Origin of the sequence: Aquimarina megaterium XH134 (genome assembly GCF_000520975.1) — a bacterium.
GTDB lineage: Bacteria > Bacteroidota > Bacteroidia > Flavobacteriales > Flavobacteriaceae > Aquimarina > Aquimarina megaterium.
In genome coordinates, this window is record NZ_JACB01000050.1 from 58,641 (window position 1) to 77,848 (window position 19,208).

The window sequence follows — 19,208 nt, forward strand, 5'->3', positions numbered from 1 at the left end:
TACAAATGAAATTGAATAATAATACTTCAAAAACCAATTGTTTTTAACAAACTAATTAACAAAATACGTACCATTATATAGATAATGATATAGAGTTTTTCTTTTATAGAAGCCGAAATGTATTAATGAATTTGTGAAAATAATGGATGGTCTACTAAAGATACGGTTTTTTTAATAAAACTTCAATGATTACCGCTTAAATTTTGTTGTCTAATATTTGATCTAAAGCAGTAAGGATAATTTGACATCCTTCTCTGATTTCACTTTCGGATATAGTAAGTGGTGGCGTAATACGTACTGCAAGAGGCTCAAAAAGTAACCAAAATAAGATTAATCCATGGTCTTGACATTTTAATATAACTTGATTTGTTATTTCTGCAGAAGGAGTTATAAAAGCTAACATAAGACCCAGTCCTCTAATTTCTTTAATTAATGGATGAACTAATAGTGACCTGAATAGTTTTTCTTTTTCTAATGTAGCTGCCATTACGTCACTCTCTGTAATTTCCTGTAATGTTGCCAAAGCGGCAGCTGCAATGACAGGGTTTCCTCCAAATGTTGTGATATGGCCTAATTTGGGGTTGTCCTGTAATTGATCCATCATTGTTGTCGAAGCGGTAAAAGCCCCAATCGGAAGTCCGCCACCCATTCCTTTACCCATTACTACAATATCAGGAACGATACCATAATGTTGAAAGCCAAATAATGTACCAGTTCTTCCGAATCCAGGTTGTATCTCATCTAGAATTAACAGTGCTCCAACTTCTTGACACTTCTTTTTTACTTTTTTTAGATACTCGTATTTAGGTTCGATAAATCCCGCTCCTCCTTGTATGGTTTCTAAGATAACTGCTGCGGTTTTGTGTGTGATTTGTTGTATCTCTTTTTCATCATTAAATGTAATAAAAGAGGTATCAGGAATTAATGGCCTAAATGCTTGTTTGCGTTCTTCATATCCCATTACACTCATAGATCCCATAGTGTTGCCATGATATGCTAGTTTTGCCGCAATAATCTGACTTCGACCTGTAACTCTTCGGGCTAATTTTAAAGCCCCTTCAATAGCCTCGGTTCCTGAGTTGGTTAAGTAGGTTTTTTCTAATGGATGGGGTAGGTGAGAAGCCAATAATTTGGTGAGTTCTACAGCAGGTTGTTGTATGTATTCACCATACACCATGACGTGTAGATATTTGTCTAATTGATTCTTTACTGCACGTATAACCCTAGGGTGCTTATGTCCTAAACTACAGGCTGATACTCCAGCAACAAAATCCAAATACTTTTTGTTGTTAGTGTCATAAATATAGCTACCAGTAGCATACGAAACTTCTATAGCTAAGGGATGTGGAGTAGTTTGCGCTTGATATTTGAAAAAATCCTGTTTCAAGATTGTTTTTTTACTAGATTATCGGGTTTGAATGCGTTATCCGATATTTTTACACAAAAAGATATTAATGTTCGATATTGGTACTATCTTTTTGGCTTTTTTTCTTTTCGGTATTAAGATCTTCTTTTACTTTCTTTTTAAAAGGAATAGAATCTAGTTGTTCGTTGGTTTCTTTGAGCTCAGCATCTTTAAGTTCTTGCTCTAATAATCGAGAACCTTCTGACTTATTATCCTCTAAACGTTTAACTGTTTCTTCATCAAAGAAATCTGCTTCATCTTTTGGTAATGGGATTCCTGTTATTTTGGTAAGCTCTGGAGGCGATTCTCCTCTAAATAGGTCAGCCTTGCTATTAATGCGTTCATCACCACGCCAATTAAAACCAGAGAGCTCACGAGCATTTTCTGGTAGATCAATTTCACGATATAAAGTACCGTCAATATTCTGATAATAATAGACATCTTCAATCTCTCGATTATTTAATAATAATCTGATTGAGCTAGAGAGTACTTTATTAATACCAATAAGTTTTAACTCCCCTTCGCTTTCTCTCTGATAAAATATAGTTTCTGTGTTTTTGTCAATATCTACCTGGTAGAGTTCATTTTCTTTAAATAAACCATAAAGTATTTGGCCTTTTACTTGATTGAATCCGGCTTTAAGGGTGTCTTCTTGTGCTAAAAAAGCATTTTGGTATACGATAAGTGAATCTAACTTTTCTGTCTTTGTATTCGAGATAATTTTTATAGTATCACCTGTCATTTGATTTCTTTGCGACCAAATAATCGGTCGGCCAATCATTTTAGTATATCCTGTAGTCTGATCTACATTAATAGAATCACTTTTACCACTCATATTACTCTTATAAATTCTCACATCATAAAAACCATTCATTATTCTTCGTTCGGGTTTACCAGTGACCATAAGTGTATCACTGTGAATAAAAATCGAATCTTTTTCCTGCAAAGTAGCTGCAAGTGCTCTCTTTGTGATGAAAACAGAATCTTTTTCTTTAAAAACCTCTGCATAATGACCAGTAATTACAGAATTATTTGCAGTATCTAATACTCTAATATTATTAGTAGCCGAAGCAAATTGACTAGCACTATTGTAAAAAATACTATCTCCAAAAACAGTGCGTTTATCATAGTCGATTTTTGCATTTTTGATAGCATATCCAGTCTTAACTTTAGTGTCATAGAACCCTCGTTCACAATATAATGTACTTTCTTTACCTTTAACTGTTGAGGGGCCATATAGATATGCATGACCATTTTCTGTATAATAATCCAATCGATCAGAATCGACCGTATTTTCTGGATTTACAATTTTTACTGCGGTATTAAATGAATATTGTTTTCTATCCATAAAGTACCGTCCAATTTGACTGGTTAATGTATTCGAAGAATCTCTAACTGTTCCTCCACTACGATAATAGGCCTGTTGCCTAAGTCGATCAAAGAATAAAGTATCGGTACGTAATGTATTCGAAGGAGTTTCCATAAATACATCATCACTTGCATATGCAAATTTAGTATTACCATTATACTCAGCATATTTACTAGTCATAGTAATGGTATCTCCTTGCTTCATTTTTACATTCCCTAAGGCCTTAACAAACTTATCTTCACCATAGTGAATAGCTTGATCACACCATATCTCAATTCCTTCATGTTGCATATATACCTGTTTGTCTACTTTGGCCAGGATAGTTGCCCCAGGAAACCGATTTTGATCTTTTATGGTACGATCAGATTGAACTTTGATTTGTTTTCCTTCTTGTGCAAATGATGCTACCGAAAATATAAAAGCAAATAGTATATAGAAGAATTTGTTTTTCAAGTGTTTCAAATTTGTATGCAAAATAACGAAAATTGTATCTAATGATTGTGGCTATAGCAGTAAAATAAAAAGTAAGTTGTGTTCATTTAATAACTTTATGTCTAATCTTATGTTGCATTTTAACATGTTTTATCTCTGTAATAACTTAAAAGCAAGTAATTTCTACAATTAGTAGAGGGGTTTAGTTTTATAAAAAAAGGATAATGTGTAAGTTTTGTACGATCAAAGGACTAATACAGATAAAAAGAAGCGAATAAGAGAAATTTTCGAATTTTTTAACACTAGATCTACTTAAGCATCAGTAAATTGCGATAGGAAACAACAAAGGAAACGATCAATGCTATGGGGATAGCATCATCTTAACTTTTATTCTTTATCAAAAGCAAATTTGTTTATTCTGATCCATTATTAAGAATAGATATAGAGCTACTTTTTTTAAAAAAAAGAACAGTTGAGGTCGTTATACTATTAACAAAAAGATAATAGATGGTTTTGAAAAAAAACTTAGGGGCTCTATTTTTTTTGTTTTTTTGGGGTGCTGTGTTTTCTCAGGAAAAGCAGTTGGAAAAAGCAAATGAAGCTTTTGAAAAGTATGCCTATATCGAGGCAAGGGAAATGTACTTAAAAGCTATAAAAAAAGGAGGTAAATCAATAGAGTTATATGAAAGATTAGGGGATTCATATTACTTTAATGGTGAGTTAGAAAAAGCAGCACAATGGTATCGAGTGTTGTCTTCTTTGTATCCAGAAAAGATGAAATCAGAATACCGAACCAGGTATACACAATGCTTTAAAAGTACTGAAGAATATAAAAATGAAGATGATATAGCGCATTGGTTATATGCAAGTAATGATAAAGGAATTGAACAGATACATGATTCATTAGATAATACTTTATCGGAAAAAGATAAGCCAAAGGAATTTATAATTGATACCTTAAATATCAATTCTAAATATTCTGATTATGCTCCTAGTTTTTATAATGGGGAATTAGTATTCGCATCCTCGAGAAATACCAATAACTTTTCTAAAGTATTACACGAGTGGAATGATCAACCTTTCTTGGATTTGTATACAACTACACATGTTTCTGAACAGAAAAGTATTGAAAAATTAAAAGGGACTATTAATTCGAAGTTTCATGAATCCTCTGCAACTTTTAGTAAGGATAGAAAAACAGTCTATTTTACTAGAAATAATTATTCTAAAAGAAAATCTAAAACAAATACAGAAGGCGTTGTTTTATTAAAAATATATAGAGCACGTTATAATAACGGAAAATGGGGAGAAGTAGAAGAGTTGCCTTTTAATAGTGATGAGTACTCAATAGCGCACCCTGCATTATCTTCAGATGGCAAATACTTATATTTTGCAAGTGACATGCCAGGAACCCAGGGGAAATCAGATTTGTATGTGGTGAAAATAAATGAAGATGAAAGTTTTGGAACGCCTAGAAATCTGGGAGATTTAATTAATACTTCGGGCCGTGAAACTTTCCCTTATATTAGTGATAAAGGAAAGTTGTTTTTTGCCAGTGATGGTCATAAGGGGCTAGGAGGGTTAGATATTTTTATGGCTATTTTAAATAAAGAAGGAGTAGTAGAAGTTTATAATTTAGGAAAACCTATTAACAGCTCTAAAGATGATTTTACTTTTATTATTAATGAAGAAAGCAAAACTGGGTATTTTGCAAGTAATCGTAAAGGAGGAAAAGGTGATGATGATATCTACGGTTTCAAGCAGATAAAATCATTTCCTGATGGCTATTATCGTAAGCAGAAAATTATGCGAAAATTAGAAAGAGTAATAGAGCTAAAACCTAATAAGGAAGGGACTACTTCATTATGATATTATGAATTGATAGAAAATATATTTTAGATTTATTTTCTGATAAATGTTTTTGCTTTTATATATTTATGGTAAAACAAATAACTATATGAAAGTAAAACTATTTTTAATTTTCGTTTTTGTAAGTCATTTTTTTTATGCTCAGGTCGATAGGAATTCTATATTAGGATTGCCTAATGTTACTACTGTTCAAATGAATGGTATTGCAACTCCTAATGAAGGGTCGATAGTGTATAACACTACAGATGATAAGATATATTACTGGGATGGAACAAGATGGGTTGCTGCAAATGAATCAGCATCAGACGGAGATGTAAAGTTTAGCGTTGCTACTGCAGATCATAGCGGGTGGTATATTTTAGATGGTCGTAGTATTGCAACACTTTCGGCTACAGCTCAAGCAGTTGCTACTAGTTTAGGGTTTACCACAAACTTACCCAATGCAACAGATAGAGTCTTAAAACATCCCGCAGGAGGAGAGAATATAGGGGATACAGGAGGACAAGCAAATACAACCTTAGTCCAGGCAAATTTACCTAATGTTAATTTTACGGGTACAACAAATACTAGAGGGAATCATAGGCATGGTTTTGCTGGTTTCTTTTCTAATCAACGTGTGCAAAATGGTGTAGATGCAAATAGAAGAATTTTATTGGCCGGAGGAAATACAAATACTAGTAATGCCGGAAATCACAATCATAATGTAACACTAAATAGTGGAGGAGCAAATCAATCTTTTGATCGCTATCAACCTTATCTGGTAATTAATACTTTTATCTATTTAGGAAATTAATGCTATAGATATAAAAAATAAGAGCGGCTGTATATTTTTACAGCCGCTCTTATTTTTTATAATGTTTTTTTTACCTGTGTATGGTTTGCGTTCTATCTGGTCCTACAGAAACAATTGTAATAGGTGTTTCTAATTCTTTTTCTAAAAACGAGATATATTCATTTAACTCTTTAGGTAATTGAGAAGGATCGGTCATTCCTGTAAGATCTTCGGACCAACCTTTCATCTCGGTATAGATAGGAGTCACATTTTCAGGTTCTATATTGTATGGTAAATGAGTGATTGTTTTACCCTGGTATTTATAAGCTGTACATATTTTTAAGGTATTAAACCCACTTAGTACGTCGCCTTTCATCATCATTAATTTTGTAACACCATTTACATGTACTGCATATTTTAGTGCTACAAGGTCTAGCCATCCACATCTTCTTGGTCTACCTGTTGTAGCCCCAAATTCATGACCAACTTGTGCCATTGTCTCTCCATCTTTATCAAATAATTCGGTAGGAAATGGTCCACTACCAACTCGAGTTGTGTATGCTTTAAATATACCAAAAACATCTTTGATCTTATTTGGTGCAATACCCAAACCGGTACATGCTCCTGCTGCTGTAGTATTTGATGATGTTACAAAAGGGTATGTGCCAAAATCGATATCTAATAAAGACCCTTGTGCACCTTCTGCCAAAATTGTTTTTCCTTCTTTTTGGGCTTGATGAAGATATTCTTCGCTATCAATAAAAGTAAGTGTTTTTAAAACTTTAATCGCTTCAAAGAATTCATTCTCTAGCTCTTCCAGATTGTATTCTATTTTTGAATCATAAAAATCAATCATTGCTTCATGCTTATTGGCTAAAGCACGGTAGCGTTCTTTCCAGTCATTTAATTCTAAATCTCCAACTCGAATACCATTTCTACCGGTTTTGTCCATATATGTAGGGCCAATTCCTTTTAGAGTAGAACCAATTTTTGCTTTTCCTTTAGAAGCTTCAGAAGCAGCATCCAGAATCCTATGTGTAGGAAGAATTAGATGGGCTTTTCTAGAAATCAATAATTTGGATTTGTAATCTAAATTAAATTTATTAAGATTATCCAATTCTTTTTTGAAAATCACAGGGTCTATTACGACACCATTTCCAACTAGATTTATGGCTTTATCATGAAAAATTCCGCTAGGAATAGTATGTAACACATGTTTGATTCCATCAAATTCTAAAGTGTGACCGGCATTAGGACCACCTTGAAATCGTGCAATAATATTATAATCTTTTGTAAGAACGTCTACAATTTTTCCTTTCCCTTCGTCTCCCCACTGAAGACCAAGTAATAAGTTTACCGCCATTAGTTATCTTTATTAGTTGGGTTTTTTTTAGTTCCGTAGAAATACAAAGAATGATTTGTAATATCTACGTCAAAAATTTCTTCGATTGTTTTTTTTATAGATTGAATTCTAGGATCACAAAATTCTAATACATCCCCGGTATCAGTTAAAATTAAGTGATCATGTTGTCTGTCGAAATATGATTTTTCGTATTGAGCCTGATTTTGTCCGAATTGATGTTTTCTAACCAATTTACATTCTAATAAAAGCTCTATAGTATTATAAAGTGTGGCACGGCTTACCCTATAATTTTTGTTTTTCATTTTGATATATAATGATTCGATATCAAAATGCTCATCACTTTCGTAAATCTCTTGAAGTATAGCGTATCTTTCGGGTGTTTTTCTATGACCATTTTCTTCTAAGAAACTGGTGAAAACATTTTTAACGATAACTTGATCGTTTTGTGTAGTTGCTTTAGTACTCATACGTTTAAAAACGCAAAGTTACATTATTTTTTATTAGTGAGACTCTGATTTAAAAACGATTATTTAAGGTTTTTTAAAATTAGTTGATTTGAACCGATTTGACCATAAAAAAGAATCTTTGTAAAATAGTATGATTCTTAATTCATAATTCATTTTTGAGCAAAAAAACAAGTTTTTATTCTCTTACAACTTTATCAATACCACTTATTTTTGAAAGGTTTTTCATAACCGTTTTTAAAGTGTTTTTATTTTTGACACCTACAGTTATTTTACCAGTAAAAACGCCGTCATTAGTGTCAAAATTCATATTATATATTGCAAGACTCATATTGTTTGAGATAATTTGTGTTACCTCATTTACTACACCAATATTATCAATACCATTTAGTCTTATTACAGCTTTGAATTCTTCCTGGCTAGAATCAATCCATTTCGCAGGAATAATACGATACGCATAGTTGCTTTGTAGCTGTAGCGAATTTGGGCAATTGTTTTTATGTACTTTTATACCTTCATTAACTGTTATAAAACCAAAAACATCATCTCCAGGAATAGGATTACAACAATTAGATAATTTGTATTCTAGTTTTTCTGAATCTTTTCCAAAAACTAGCAGATCGTATTTCGATGTAATTTCCTCCTTATTAACATCTTTAATATTACCTCTTCGAATTCTATTTTTAATAAAATTCATAAAGACATTACTTCGAGTGGTAGCGAACTCTTTGATTTTTTGATTGTCAATAGTTCCTATACCTACTCTGTAGAATAGATCCAAACTTGTTTTAAGTTTAAAATAGAGTACAAGTTCATTAACTACTTTTTCACTCATTGTTATTTTCTGAGAGCGAAGTTTACGTTTTAAAACGACTTTTCCGTCTTCGGCAATTTGTTTTTTCTCGTCTCGTAAAGCAGATTTAATTTTGGATCTTGCTCTTGCTGTAGTAGCATAATCCAACCAGCTAGAAGAAGGTTTTGATTTGGTCGAGGTAATGATTTCTACCTGATCACCACTTTTAAGCTCATGGCTTAGAGGTACTAATTTACCATTTACTCGAGCTCCTCTTGTTCTTAATCCAACCTCGGTATGTACACTAAAACCAAAATCAAGTGCAGTTGCTCCTTTTGGTAATGATTTTAAATCCCCCTCTGGCGTAAAGACAAATATTTCTTTTGCATAAAGGTTTAATTTAAATTCTTCTACAAAATCTACAGCATTTGTTTCAGAATTTTCTAATGCCTCCTGCAATCGATTAAGCCATCCATCTAATCCTTGATCTTGTTTTTCTTCAGTATTCTTGTACTTATAATGTGCTGCATATCCTTTTTCTGCAATTTCATGCATACGCTCACTACGAATTTGTACTTCTACCCATTTGCTGTCTGGGCCAATAACAGTAATATGTAAGGCTTCGTAGCCAGTAGACTTGGGTTGAGAGATCCAATCTCTTAGGCGAATAGGGTTTGGTCTATAGTAATCGGTTACTACAGTATATATTTTCCAGGCAATAAACTTTTCATTCTCTATATTATCAGACTTGTATATTATTCGTATGGCAAATTTGTCATACACTTCGTCAAATGAGATGTTTTGCTTTACCATTTTTCTACGAATCGAAAAAATGGATTTAGGCCTTCCTTTTATTTCATAATTTAATCCTTCTCTATCAAGACCTTCTCTAATCTGATCAGAGAATTTTTTGATATACTCATCTTGCTCTTCCTTACTTTCTTTAATTTTTTCGAGAATATCTTTATATACTTCGGGTTCGGTATATTTCAATCCCAGATCTTCTAATTCTGTTTTGATATTATATAAGCCAATTCGATGAGCCAGAGGGGCGTATATATACAAAGTTTCGGATGCAATCTTTACCTGCTTATCTGGTCTCATAGCATCCATCGTTTGCATATTATGCAAGCGATCTGCAATTTTAATGATAATAACCCTTACATCATCATTAAGGGTAAGAAGCATTTTTCTGAAATTCTCGGCTTGTAGAGAAATATCTCTATCTTTTTTTAGAGAAGAAATTTTAGTAAGGCCATCTACAATACGAGCTACTGTTTCACCGAACATTTGCTCAATATCTACCAGAGTATATTCTGTGTCTTCTACAACATCATGAAGTAATGCTGCAGCAATTGATGTAGCATCCAGTCCAATTTCACTAGCTACAATTTTTGCTACCGCAATAGGATGAAAAATATAGGCTTCACCACTTTTACGACGTTGATCTTTATGGGCATCAACAGCAATATCAAACGCCTGTCGTATAAGTATCTTATCCTCTTTTGTAAGATCTCTATAACTAATACGAAGCAATTCTTTGTATTGCTTAGCAATCTGTTTATTTTCTTTATCTATAGCAGCTTCAGTCATAACATAAAGTTTTTTAAGAAAGCCCTATTAAGTATCGCGTGTGATATCCCCTACGTAATATTAACCGACAAAATTGTGCCTTGAGATTAATGATTATATTATATTTTTTGTCATTAATAATTAAAAATACAATTAAGAAATGTAACCACCAAGTCTTGAGTAAGGGATTTATTTTCTAAGATTTTTAATTCTTTGTAAAAGAGTAGGATGCGAGTAATGAATAAATACCATAGCAGGATGAGGAGTTAAATTGCTAAGGTTGTTTTTTGAAAGTTTTTTTAAACTATTAATTAAAGCTTCATTATCATAAGTTTCTTTTGCATAGTTATCTGCCTGATACTCGAAAGCTCTAGAAACTATATTCATTATTAATCCGGTTATTTCTGAAATCGGACTATATAAAATACCAAAAGCTATAAGTCCAATATGAAACGAAGGAGTTGCTACTCCCAATGCTTCAGATAGAAGCGGATTTGCAATAAAAAGCGATAAAAACCATAGTGTTAACCCAGTAAGTGCAATAGATAAGAACAAATTAACGATCACATGCCTTTTTTTATAATGCCCGACTTCGTGAGCTAATACAGCCACAATCTCTTCATTATCAAGATCATTAATCAATGTGTCATAAAGAGTGATCCTTTTTTCGCTGCCAAAACCAGAGAAGTAAGCATTTGCTTTGGTACTTCTTTTAGAACCATCAATAACAAAAATATCTTTTAACTGAAAACCAACTTTCTTAGAATAAGCTTCAATAGTATTTCTAAGTTCTCCTGGTTCTAAAGGGGTTTGTTTATTAAAGATAGGAACTATAAGCTTTGCATAGAACATATTCATAGCCAATGTAAATATAGATACTAATGTCCAGGCATACACCCAAAAAGAGTTTCCTGTAATTTGATAAAACCATATAATCAATGCCAAAAGTCCTCCTCCGACAATTATCATCATTATGATGCTCTTTATTTTATCAATAAAAAAGGTTTTTATAGTGGTTTTATTGAAACCAAATTTTTCTTCAATAACAAAAATTTTATAGTAAGTAGCAGGAGTAGAGAGAATATCACTACCAATCATTATAATTCCAAAAAAAATAAGACCAATTATAATTGAATTATTTGAAATACTCCTTGATATATTATCTACTATAGCAAATCCATCTAAAAAGAAAAATAGAAGCATGATACATAACGAGATAGTAGAGGATACCAATTTAAATTTGAAATTAGCCTTTTTATATGCTATGGATTTTTGATATTCTTCTTCGGGATAAACATCTATAAGTTCTTCGGGAATTTGATTGTTATAGTGTCTAGAGTTAAGGATGTCTAATAGAGAATCTATTAGAAATACAATAATGATAATAGCTATTAATAAATAAAAAAGGGAATTGGGGGTCATTGGTTTAGAGCAATTAGTAGTTTAAAGATTTGGGATATGTAGGAAACGGTAAGGTAATGATTTTTAATTGATTTTTAGTACTATTTTTAATCTTTTAGCCTGTAAACCCTCGTTGGCGTTTTGCTTCAAAAATGAGAATTCCAGCAGCAACCGAAACATTCATTGAGTCGATTACACCGCTCATTGGTATTTTAATATTTTGAGTTGCACTTTCTAAAAAAACATCACTTAATCCTGTAGCTTCGGTACCAACCACTATAGCAGTGGGTCTGGTATAATCTTGAGTGTGATAATCTACAGATTTTTGTAATGCAGCACCATAGGTATTGATATTGTGTTTTTTTAAGAAATCTATAATAGCTGCAGAAGATCCGGTTGCAATGTTGTTGGTAAATATACATCCAACGCTAGATCGTATGATGTTGGGATTATATATATCAGTTTTTGGATTTGCAATAAAAACTGCATCTAATTGTGCAGCATCTGCGGTACGTAATAAAGCACCTATATTACCAGGTTTTTCAGGAGATTCAGCCACAAGAATTAAGGAGTTTTTTGATGATAAAGTGAAATTTTTGATATCATTATCTTTTGAAATAGCCACAGCTAAGACTCCTTCGGTTGTGGTTCTATAGGCCAGTTTTTGATAAATTTCTAAAGTAATCTCAAACAGTTCAATTTGATGTTGAGAAGAAGTAAGTAGTGCCGAAATTTCTTTAAGCGGAATAATAGAAGAACAATAATAAAGTTGAGTAATTGTATACTTTCCTTGTATAGCTAATGTAATTTCACGTTTACCTTCGATAATAAAACGTTTTTCTCTTTTGCGAACTCTTGATTTTTCTTTAAGCTGGTTAAGAAATTTTATTTTATCATTCTGAAGACTTTTTATCTGGTTTTGCATAAACGCAAAGATAATAATAGCGAATAGAAAAGTGTTTTCTTTTTTGTGTATTTAAGAAGGAAAATCTTGTATGTACTGATTGATTTCTTTGATGATTTTGGAGTAGGATTGATTTAATTCTATAAAGTATTCTTTGAGTAGACTAAATTCTACCTTTTCTTTTGATGAATATTCTATTTTTTGTAGAATATCTGTTTCATTTTTTAAACCAATAGTTTTAAAACTGGATTTAAGTTTATGAGCAGTTTCTCGTGTAATATCCCAATTTTTTTCTTCGATAGCCTGTTTTAGTTTTTGGTAATCTTTTGGGGTTTCATCAATGAATATCTGCAAAACTCCTTGAATAATTTCGATGTCATTATCAAAAGTCTTTTTTAGAAAGGACAGGTCGCAAAATTTTTTAACTTCTAAAGGTGTTGGTTTATCTGTACTAGCAGAAGTAGTGGTGTCGTTTTGTATATTTTTTGATAAGATACTTAATAGTATCTCTTCAAGAGCCTGTTCGCTTAATGGTTTGGTAAGATAAAAATTCATTCCTGACTCTATTGCTTTCTTTTTTGATTCTGGGAACACATCTGCCGAGCAAGCTATTATAGGTATTTTGTTAATCTTATTATCATCAGAGTTTCTTATGATTTCTGTAGTTTCGGGACCATCCATTACTGGCATATGCATATCCATAAGTATTAGATCATAGGTAAAGTTTTTAAGCTTTTCTAATGCAATCATTCCATTATCTGCAATATGTGTATCTATATGCCAATTAGAGAATAATTGTTTTATAAAAAATTGGTTCATTTTGTTGTCTTCAACTACCAGTACTTTCACTCCAGACAGGTTATGGTTATTTTCAGACATAGTAGTATGTTTCCTATCTATTTCTGTAGACCTGAAATTGCTTTTGGCATATGTAATAGAGAAATCAAAAGTTGATCCAGCTCCTGGTTTACTTTCGGCTTTAAGCACTCCTCCTTGTAGCTCTATAAGTTGTTTAGAGATTGAGAGACCAAGCCCTGTTCCTTCGATCTTATTTTTTCCTGGCTTATGTACCTGATAAAAACTTTCGAAAATATTCTTAAGCTTATCTTCGGGGATACCAACTCCTGTGTCTTTTACAGAAAAATTAATAGTAATTCCTTTTTTGCTTGATTTTTCTGTTTTTACTTGTATTGTTATCTCGCCGGTTTGGGTAAATTTTATTGCATTACCTATTAGGTTGATTAGAATTTGATTTAACCTAAGTTGATCCCCAATAATAAATTTAGGTACAGAAGGGTCAATAAGCATTGTGTATTTTAAGCCTTTTTCGTCTGCTTTTATTTTAAAACCACGTGAGATGTTAGTAATTAATTCTTTAAGACTAAAATCTGTATTGTGTAATGTGAGTTTTCCTGCTTCAATTTTAGAGAAATCAAGAATGTCGTTGATTAATATCAAAAGATTTTCGGCAGAAAACTGAATGCCATCCAAGTTTTTTTTATCTATATCGAGATTACTAAAATCACTCTTTTGTAAAATACCTGTAAGTCCCAAAATAACATTAAGAGGAGTCCTGATTTCGTGACTCATATTAGACAAAAAAACGGTCTTTGCTTTAGCAGATTTTTCTGCGATAACTTTAGCTTCTCTAATTTCATTATCAATAATCTTTCGATTGGTGATATCTCTAAAAAAACCATTGAAAAGGTAATCATCTTTAGTTTCAATTGCAATAACAGTAAGTTCTATATATACAATAGAGCCATTTTTCCTGTTTACAGAGGTTTCTACTCTTTTATTGATCAGTTCATCATCTCCGGTTTGTATGTAATTACTAAAACTTCTTTTTAATTCTTGTCTAAGTTTATATGGGACTAATGAATAGATACTGTATCCAATCGTTTCCTCTCTTTTTAATTCTAGTATATTCTCTGCCTGTTTATTCCAATTCAATACAATTCCTTTGCTATTTACTAAGACCACACCATCCATTGCTGTTTCTAATATGGTTGTATTTAAATGTTCACTATATTTTAATTCTTCCTCTACTTTTTTTCTTTCTACAACTTCTTTGGTAAGTCTTTCGTTAATTTCTTCTAAACTATAAAGCTGTTTCTGCAGCATCTTATGCATTTGTTGTTTACTAGGGAAGTTGATCAGGTCTTTGGCAAGAATTTCTTCGGGAATTACATTTAACGTTGCGGTAAATGAGTCTAATAAATGATAAGATTGAAAATGTTTTTTATAAATAAGTAAATAGATATTGGTGATTGCATTTATACCTAAGCTATTTTTGATTTTAAGAAAAATCTGATTAGAAAAATCTAATAGATTTTTTCTCTCTTTGATTAGGTCAATAGTGCGAAAATTATATGGTGTATCCAGGTATTTTTTGATATAAATAATTTTAGAATCATTATAGCTGCCAATAAGTTCTGAAGATTTCTCTAATACATTAGAGAGAAAAACTTTACACAAGATTAATTCTTGTTCTTTTAATGGGTCAAATATTAACTTGAAGGATGTGTGCTTGAATAGTGAATTATATCGTTCTATAATTTGATTACGTACAAATTGTCTACTAGGTCGTCGTATTGCATTTTTTTCTGTAATATATTCTTCTAGGAATAAGTATAGTTCTGGTAAAAACTCAATTTTTTTTACATAAGAAAATTCTCTAAAAGCTTTTACTTTTATTTTTAGATTAGAAGTGTTTTTGGATATATCAATCTCTTTCCAAAGAAAATCAATTAGATCAATAATTTCTTGCTCTTCTTGGCTTTTTTTGGGATTGGTTTTCTTAGCGGTCGTTATTCTTTTAAACCATTTTAAGATCATCTAGGGTCATATTTTGCTGGCTTTATATATTTTATAAAAGCCTAATGCCGATAAACCCCATGTAAGAATTAGTGCGATAAACCAAATGTAGTTACCCAAAGTATCTCCAAATATATTCTTGAAAATATTATAGCCAAAGATATGAGCAATTTGCATATGAAGATGTCCAAGAGCCATAACTACAAACCCCCAAGCAAGTAGTGTCATTCCTGATCCAAATTTTCCTCCTTTTAACTTTGTGGCCGTAAGAAAACTAAATATAAGTGCAATGGCCAGAAAAGGCATTTCTAAAAGACCAAAAATTTGTTCTGCTCCTAAATCGCGAGAACTAGAATGCGCACTATGATCTTGCGCTAATAATCCCTGACTTACTAAAAGTAATACTGATATAATCAAAAAGTGTTTTTTTTTCATATCTATTCGGTTTTCTTAAAAGTAATGAAAAAATACCAATCCACATTCTTTTTGATGGATTAAATACTGTTTTTGACGATGAAATGCATTGCTTTGCAAATGTTAGAGATAAAAAAAATCCTGCTTCAAAAGCAGGATTTTTTATAAGTGAGATTGTATTGTTTTACTAAAAGAATTACTTTACTTTTTCTACAATTGCTTGAAAAGCTTCTGGGTTGTTCATCGCTAAATCGGCAAGAACCTTACGGTTTAATTCGATATTATTAGCTTTTACTTTTCCCATAAATTGAGAATAAGACATACCATGTAAACGGGCACCCGCATTAATACGAGTAATCCATAACGCACGGAAAGTTCTCTTTTTTGCTTTACGGTCTCTATATGAGTATTGCATCGCTTTATCAACCGCATTTTTTGCTACTGTCCAAACGTTTTTACGACGTCCGAAATAACCTTTTGCTTGCTTAAGAACCTTTTTTCTTCTAGCTCTTTTTGCAACAGAATTTACTGATCTTGGCATAATTTAAATTTTTTAGTAGTAGGCGGTCGGTAATCGACACTTGATCATTTAAATTTTATTTCTTAATTCGAAAATTAACAATCTAAAATTTTATAGGCCTAACTCCTGGGTTTATACTAATTCTAACCTGATTAAAAAAAATTACTTTAAACGTAATTGTTCTTTAATACTATTTTCATCGCTTTTATGCACTAATGTTGCGTGCGTTAAAGCAAGCTTACGTTTTTTAGATTTTTTTGTCAAAATATGACTCTTAAAAGCGTGCTTTCTTTTGATTTTACCAGTACCGGTAAGCTTAAAACGCTTTTTTGCACTGGATTTTGTTTTCATTTTAGGCATTGTATCCTTGTTTTTATAATCTCACTTATTATCTTAATAACTCCTTTTGACAAGAGTTTCTTATTTTTTTGGAGCGATAAACATAATCATTCGTTTACCTTCAAGTTTTGGCATTTGCTCTACTTTGCCATACTCTTCTAGTTCTTGTGCCAACCTAAGTAGTAGAATTTGACCTTGATCTTTGTATATGATTGAACGTCCTTTAAAAAAGACATAAGCTTTTAATTTGGCTCCTTCTGATAAAAACTTAATCGCATGCTTTTTCTTGAACTCATAATCATGCTCATCTGTGTTAGGACCAAATCTAATTTCTTTAATAACAACCTTAGTGGCCTTTGATTTTAAGGCTTTGTCTCTTTTCTTCTGTTCATAAAGGAATTTTTTATAATCCATTATCTTACAAACAGGAGGCACTGCTTTAGGCGAAATTTCTACAAGATCAAGTTCTTGCTCTTCAGCAAGTTGTAGCGCTTTTTTTGTTGGGTAAACACCAACTTCTACGTTGTCACCTACAAGACGCACTTCATCAACACGAATTTTATGATTGATTCTGTGTGCATCTTCTTTGATTACTCTTAGTGGTTTTTGAGACCTTCTTCTTCTTATTGCTATGACTTAAAATTTTAAATTAAACTTAATTTATCGTTATCCATTAAACGGCTTTAGCGTTTTATTAATTTCTTCTTTTATTATTTTAGAAAACTCTTCAATTGATATAGCTCCTAAATCTTCACCACCATGTTTTCGAACAGATATGGTGTTGTCTCTCTCTTCTTGTTCCCCTACAATGATAATATAAGGAAATTTATTCATTTCTGCCTCTCTAATCTTTTTACCTATTGTTTCATTTCTATGATCAGCAAGGGCGCGAATTTCGTCATTTTCTAACAAATTTAAAACTTTTTCAGAGTATTTTTCATATTTCTCACTGATAGAGAGTATAATAGCTTGCTCTGGCATTAGCCATAGAGGGAAATTACCTCCTGTGTGTTCTAGCAAGATAGCAATAAATCTCTCCATACTACCAAAAGGAGCTCTATGAATCATTACAGGTCTGTGTAATTCGTTATCACTACCTTTATATGTAAGATCAAAACGCTCTGGGAGGTTATAATCTACCTGTATAGTTCCTAATTGCCAGTTTCTTCCTAATGCATCTTTTACCATAAAATCGAGCTTAGGACCATAAAAAGCAGCTTCTCCGCTTTCGATTATGTAATTCAATCCTTTATCTTTTGCAGCATTTATAATGGCATTTTCTGCTTTTTCCCAATTTTCGACATCTCCAATATATTTATCTGGTTTTTCTAAATCTCTTACAGATACTTGTGCTGTAAAGTTTTCAAAACCTAAAGATCCAAAAACATATAAAACCAAATCAATTACTTTTTTAAACTCCAGATCTAATTGATCAGGAGTACAAAAAATATGAGCGTCATCCTGAGTAAAACCTCTTACGCGAGTAAGCCCATGAAGTTCTCCGCTTTGTTCATACCTATATACAGTGCCAAACTCGGCATATCGTTTAGGCAAGTCTCTATACGACCATGGTCCACTATTATATATCTCACAATGATGAGGGCAATTCATTGGTTTTAGTAAAAATTCCTCACCTTCGGCAGGAGTATTGATAGGCTGGAAGCTATCTTCTCCGTATTTTGCATAATGACCAGAAGTAACATACAATTCTTTTTGACCAATATGTGGTGTGACTACCATTTCATAACCAGCTTTCTTTTGTGCTTTTTTCAAAAACTGTTCCAAACGATCACGCAAAGCAGCTCCTTTGGGAAGCCAAAGCGGTAATCCCTGACCAACTTTTTGAGAAAAAGTAAAAAGCTCCAGTTCTTTACCTAGTTTTCTGTGATCACGCTTTTTTGCTTCTTCAAGTAATTCTAAATATTCTTTTAACTCTTTTTGCTTCGGAAAAGAAGTTCCGTAAACTCTTGTTAATTGTTTGTTGTTCTCATCACCACGCCAATATGCACCAGCAACACTCATGATTTTTACAGCTTTAATAAGCCCGGTATTAGGAATGTGCCCTCCTCGACATAAATCGGTAAAGGTGTCGTGGTCACAAAATGTTATTGTACCATCTTCTAGGTTCTCAATTAATTCTACCTTATACTCATTATCTTCTTCTTTGTATTTAGCAAGAGCATCAGCTTTAGAAATAGATCTCATTTTAAAATCGTGCTTTCCTCTTGCAATTTCAAGCATTTTGTCTTCGATTGCTTTAAAATCTTTTTCAGAAATAACTTGATCTCCCAGATCTACATCATAATAGAACCCGTTATCTATAGCTGGGCCAATGGATAGCTTAACTCCGGGATATAATTCTTCAAGAGCTTGAGCAAGGACATGAGATGTAGAATGTCTAAATGCTGTTTTACCTTCATCATCTCTCCATGTAAACAAAACTAGGTTACCATCTGTGGTTAATTTTGTGGAGGTTTCGATAGTAGTTCCGTTAAATTTTGCAGAAATTACATTTCTGGCAAAACCTTCACTAATATCTTTTGCAACATCCATAGCAGTAACTTCGCTATTGTATTCTCTAATCGAACCGTCTGGTAACGTAATCTTGATCATCTTTTTCTAATTAAAGGGGCAAAGATAATACGATAATAAAATCCATACAATATATATAAGATATAATTTAGTAGATTAATATTGTAGTATAGGTATAGGGTAGGGTATTGTTGATCTTTAATGGGCTTCTACGGTATTTATGTAATACCTCTTAAGATTAT

Annotated in this window: 15 protein-coding genes; 2 read left to right on the forward strand and 13 right to left on the reverse strand. The window is 32.2% G+C overall.

Annotation, left to right across the window (positions count from 1 at the left end; all coding sequences use genetic code 11):
- Positions 1–196 precede the first annotated feature (196 nt).
- Both Z053_RS0122840 and Z053_RS0122845 read right to left on the reverse strand, forming a co-directional pair.
- A complete protein-coding gene (locus Z053_RS0122840) occupies positions 197–1,387 on the reverse strand; it encodes an aspartate aminotransferase family protein (RefSeq protein WP_025667286.1) in 1,191 nt (396 codons plus the stop codon).
- Between the two features lie 64 nt (positions 1,388–1,451).
- Entirely contained in the window at positions 1,452–3,227 is a 1,776-nt protein-coding gene (locus Z053_RS0122845; protein WP_025667287.1) for an OstA-like protein, read from the reverse strand.
- Between the two features lie 486 nt (positions 3,228–3,713).
- Here Z053_RS0122845 and Z053_RS0122850 point away from each other — a divergent pair, with 486 nt between their 5' ends.
- Positions 3,714–5,075 carry a PD40 domain-containing protein gene (locus tag Z053_RS0122850; RefSeq protein WP_051476125.1) on the forward strand — a complete coding sequence of 454 codons (1,362 nt, stop codon included), beginning with the start codon at positions 3,714–3,716 and terminating at the stop codon, positions 5,073–5,075.
- Between the two features lie 88 nt (positions 5,076–5,163).
- Positions 5,164–5,868 (forward strand): hypothetical protein, encoded by a 705-nt coding sequence (locus Z053_RS0122855; RefSeq protein WP_035096598.1) that lies wholly within the window; start codon positions 5,164–5,166, stop codon positions 5,866–5,868.
- Between the two features lie 70 nt (positions 5,869–5,938).
- Here Z053_RS0122855 and Z053_RS0122860 read toward each other — a convergent pair whose 3' ends face one another.
- The 11 genes from Z053_RS0122860 to thrS form a co-directional block, all read right to left on the reverse strand.
- Positions 5,939–7,210, reverse strand: a complete 1,272-nt coding sequence (locus Z053_RS0122860; RefSeq protein ID WP_025667290.1) for an adenylosuccinate synthase — start codon at positions 7,208–7,210, stop codon at positions 5,939–5,941.
- Positions 7,210–7,677, reverse strand: a complete 468-nt coding sequence (locus tag Z053_RS0122865; protein WP_025667291.1) for a Fur family transcriptional regulator — start codon at positions 7,675–7,677, stop codon at positions 7,210–7,212. The genes Z053_RS0122860 and Z053_RS0122865 overlap by 1 nt, the downstream gene beginning before the upstream one ends.
- A 175-nt stretch (positions 7,678–7,852) precedes the next feature.
- Entirely contained in the window at positions 7,853–10,060 is a 2,208-nt protein-coding gene (locus Z053_RS0122870) for a RelA/SpoT family protein (RefSeq protein WP_025667292.1), read from the reverse strand.
- Between the two features lie 168 nt (positions 10,061–10,228).
- A complete protein-coding gene (locus tag Z053_RS0122875) occupies positions 10,229–11,461 on the reverse strand; it encodes a M48 family metallopeptidase (RefSeq protein ID WP_025667293.1) in 1,233 nt (410 codons plus the stop codon).
- Positions 11,462–11,555: 94 nt separating this feature from the next.
- Positions 11,556–12,365 carry a TrmH family RNA methyltransferase gene (locus tag Z053_RS0122880; RefSeq protein WP_025667294.1) on the reverse strand — a complete coding sequence of 270 codons (810 nt, stop codon included), beginning with the start codon at positions 12,363–12,365 and terminating at the stop codon, positions 11,556–11,558.
- A gap of 51 nt (positions 12,366–12,416) precedes the next feature.
- Positions 12,417–15,182, reverse strand: coding sequence for a hybrid sensor histidine kinase/response regulator (locus tag Z053_RS30475; protein WP_025667295.1), 2,766 nt, complete (start codon positions 15,180–15,182; stop codon positions 12,417–12,419).
- Between the two features lie 6 nt (positions 15,183–15,188).
- A complete protein-coding gene (locus Z053_RS0122890; protein WP_025667296.1) occupies positions 15,189–15,596 on the reverse strand; it encodes a hypothetical protein in 408 nt (135 codons plus the stop codon).
- 175 nt (positions 15,597–15,771) lie between these two features.
- Positions 15,772–16,116 (reverse strand): 50S ribosomal protein L20, encoded by a 345-nt coding sequence (gene rplT / locus Z053_RS0122895; protein ID WP_025667297.1) that lies wholly within the window; start codon positions 16,114–16,116, stop codon positions 15,772–15,774.
- A 141-nt stretch (positions 16,117–16,257) separates the two neighbouring features.
- Positions 16,258–16,455 (reverse strand): 50S ribosomal protein L35, encoded by a 198-nt coding sequence (rpmI, locus tag Z053_RS0122900; protein WP_024771193.1) that lies wholly within the window; start codon positions 16,453–16,455, stop codon positions 16,258–16,260.
- A gap of 60 nt (positions 16,456–16,515) precedes the next feature.
- Complete coding sequence (infC, locus tag Z053_RS0122905; protein ID WP_074408604.1) at positions 16,516–17,025, reverse strand: translation initiation factor IF-3; 510 nt, start codon at positions 17,023–17,025, stop codon at positions 16,516–16,518.
- A gap of 75 nt (positions 17,026–17,100) precedes the next feature.
- Positions 17,101–19,047, reverse strand: a complete 1,947-nt coding sequence (gene thrS / locus Z053_RS0122910; RefSeq protein WP_025667298.1) for a threonine--tRNA ligase — start codon at positions 19,045–19,047, stop codon at positions 17,101–17,103.
- Positions 19,048–19,208 lie beyond the last annotated feature (161 nt).

What these genes read in the sequence shown, in the direction of transcription:
- Z053_RS0122880 (WP_025667294.1), bottom strand. Translation starts at nt 12,365, where the DNA reads ATGCAAAACCAGATAAAAAGTCTTCAGAATGATAAAATAAAATTTCTT.
- Z053_RS30475 (WP_025667295.1), bottom strand. Translation starts at nt 15,182, where the DNA reads ATGATCTTAAAATGGTTTAAAAGAATAACGACCGCTAAGAAAACCAAT.
- Z053_RS0122890 (WP_025667296.1), bottom strand. Translation starts at nt 15,596, where the DNA reads ATGAAAAAAAAACACTTTTTGATTATATCAGTATTACTTTTAGTAAGT.
- Z053_RS0122865 (WP_025667291.1), bottom strand. Translation starts at nt 7,677, where the DNA reads ATGAGTACTAAAGCAACTACACAAAACGATCAAGTTATCGTTAAAAAT.
- Z053_RS0122875 (WP_025667293.1), bottom strand. Translation starts at nt 11,461, where the DNA reads ATGACCCCCAATTCCCTTTTTTATTTATTAATAGCTATTATCATTATT.
- Z053_RS0122860 (WP_025667290.1), bottom strand. Translation starts at nt 7,210, where the DNA reads ATGGCGGTAAACTTATTACTTGGTCTTCAGTGGGGAGACGAAGGGAAA.
- Z053_RS0122855 (WP_035096598.1), top strand. Translation starts at nt 5,164, where the DNA reads ATGAAAGTAAAACTATTTTTAATTTTCGTTTTTGTAAGTCATTTTTTT.
- Z053_RS0122870 (WP_025667292.1), bottom strand. Translation starts at nt 10,060, where the DNA reads ATGACTGAAGCTGCTATAGATAAAGAAAATAAACAGATTGCTAAGCAA.
- rpmI (WP_024771193.1), bottom strand. Translation starts at nt 16,455, where the DNA reads ATGCCTAAAATGAAAACAAAATCCAGTGCAAAAAAGCGTTTTAAGCTT.
- Z053_RS0122850 (WP_051476125.1), top strand. Translation starts at nt 3,714, where the DNA reads ATGGTTTTGAAAAAAAACTTAGGGGCTCTATTTTTTTTGTTTTTTTGG.
- thrS (WP_025667298.1), bottom strand. Translation starts at nt 19,047, where the DNA reads ATGATCAAGATTACGTTACCAGACGGTTCGATTAGAGAATACAATAGC.
- rplT (WP_025667297.1), bottom strand. Translation starts at nt 16,116, where the DNA reads ATGCCAAGATCAGTAAATTCTGTTGCAAAAAGAGCTAGAAGAAAAAAG.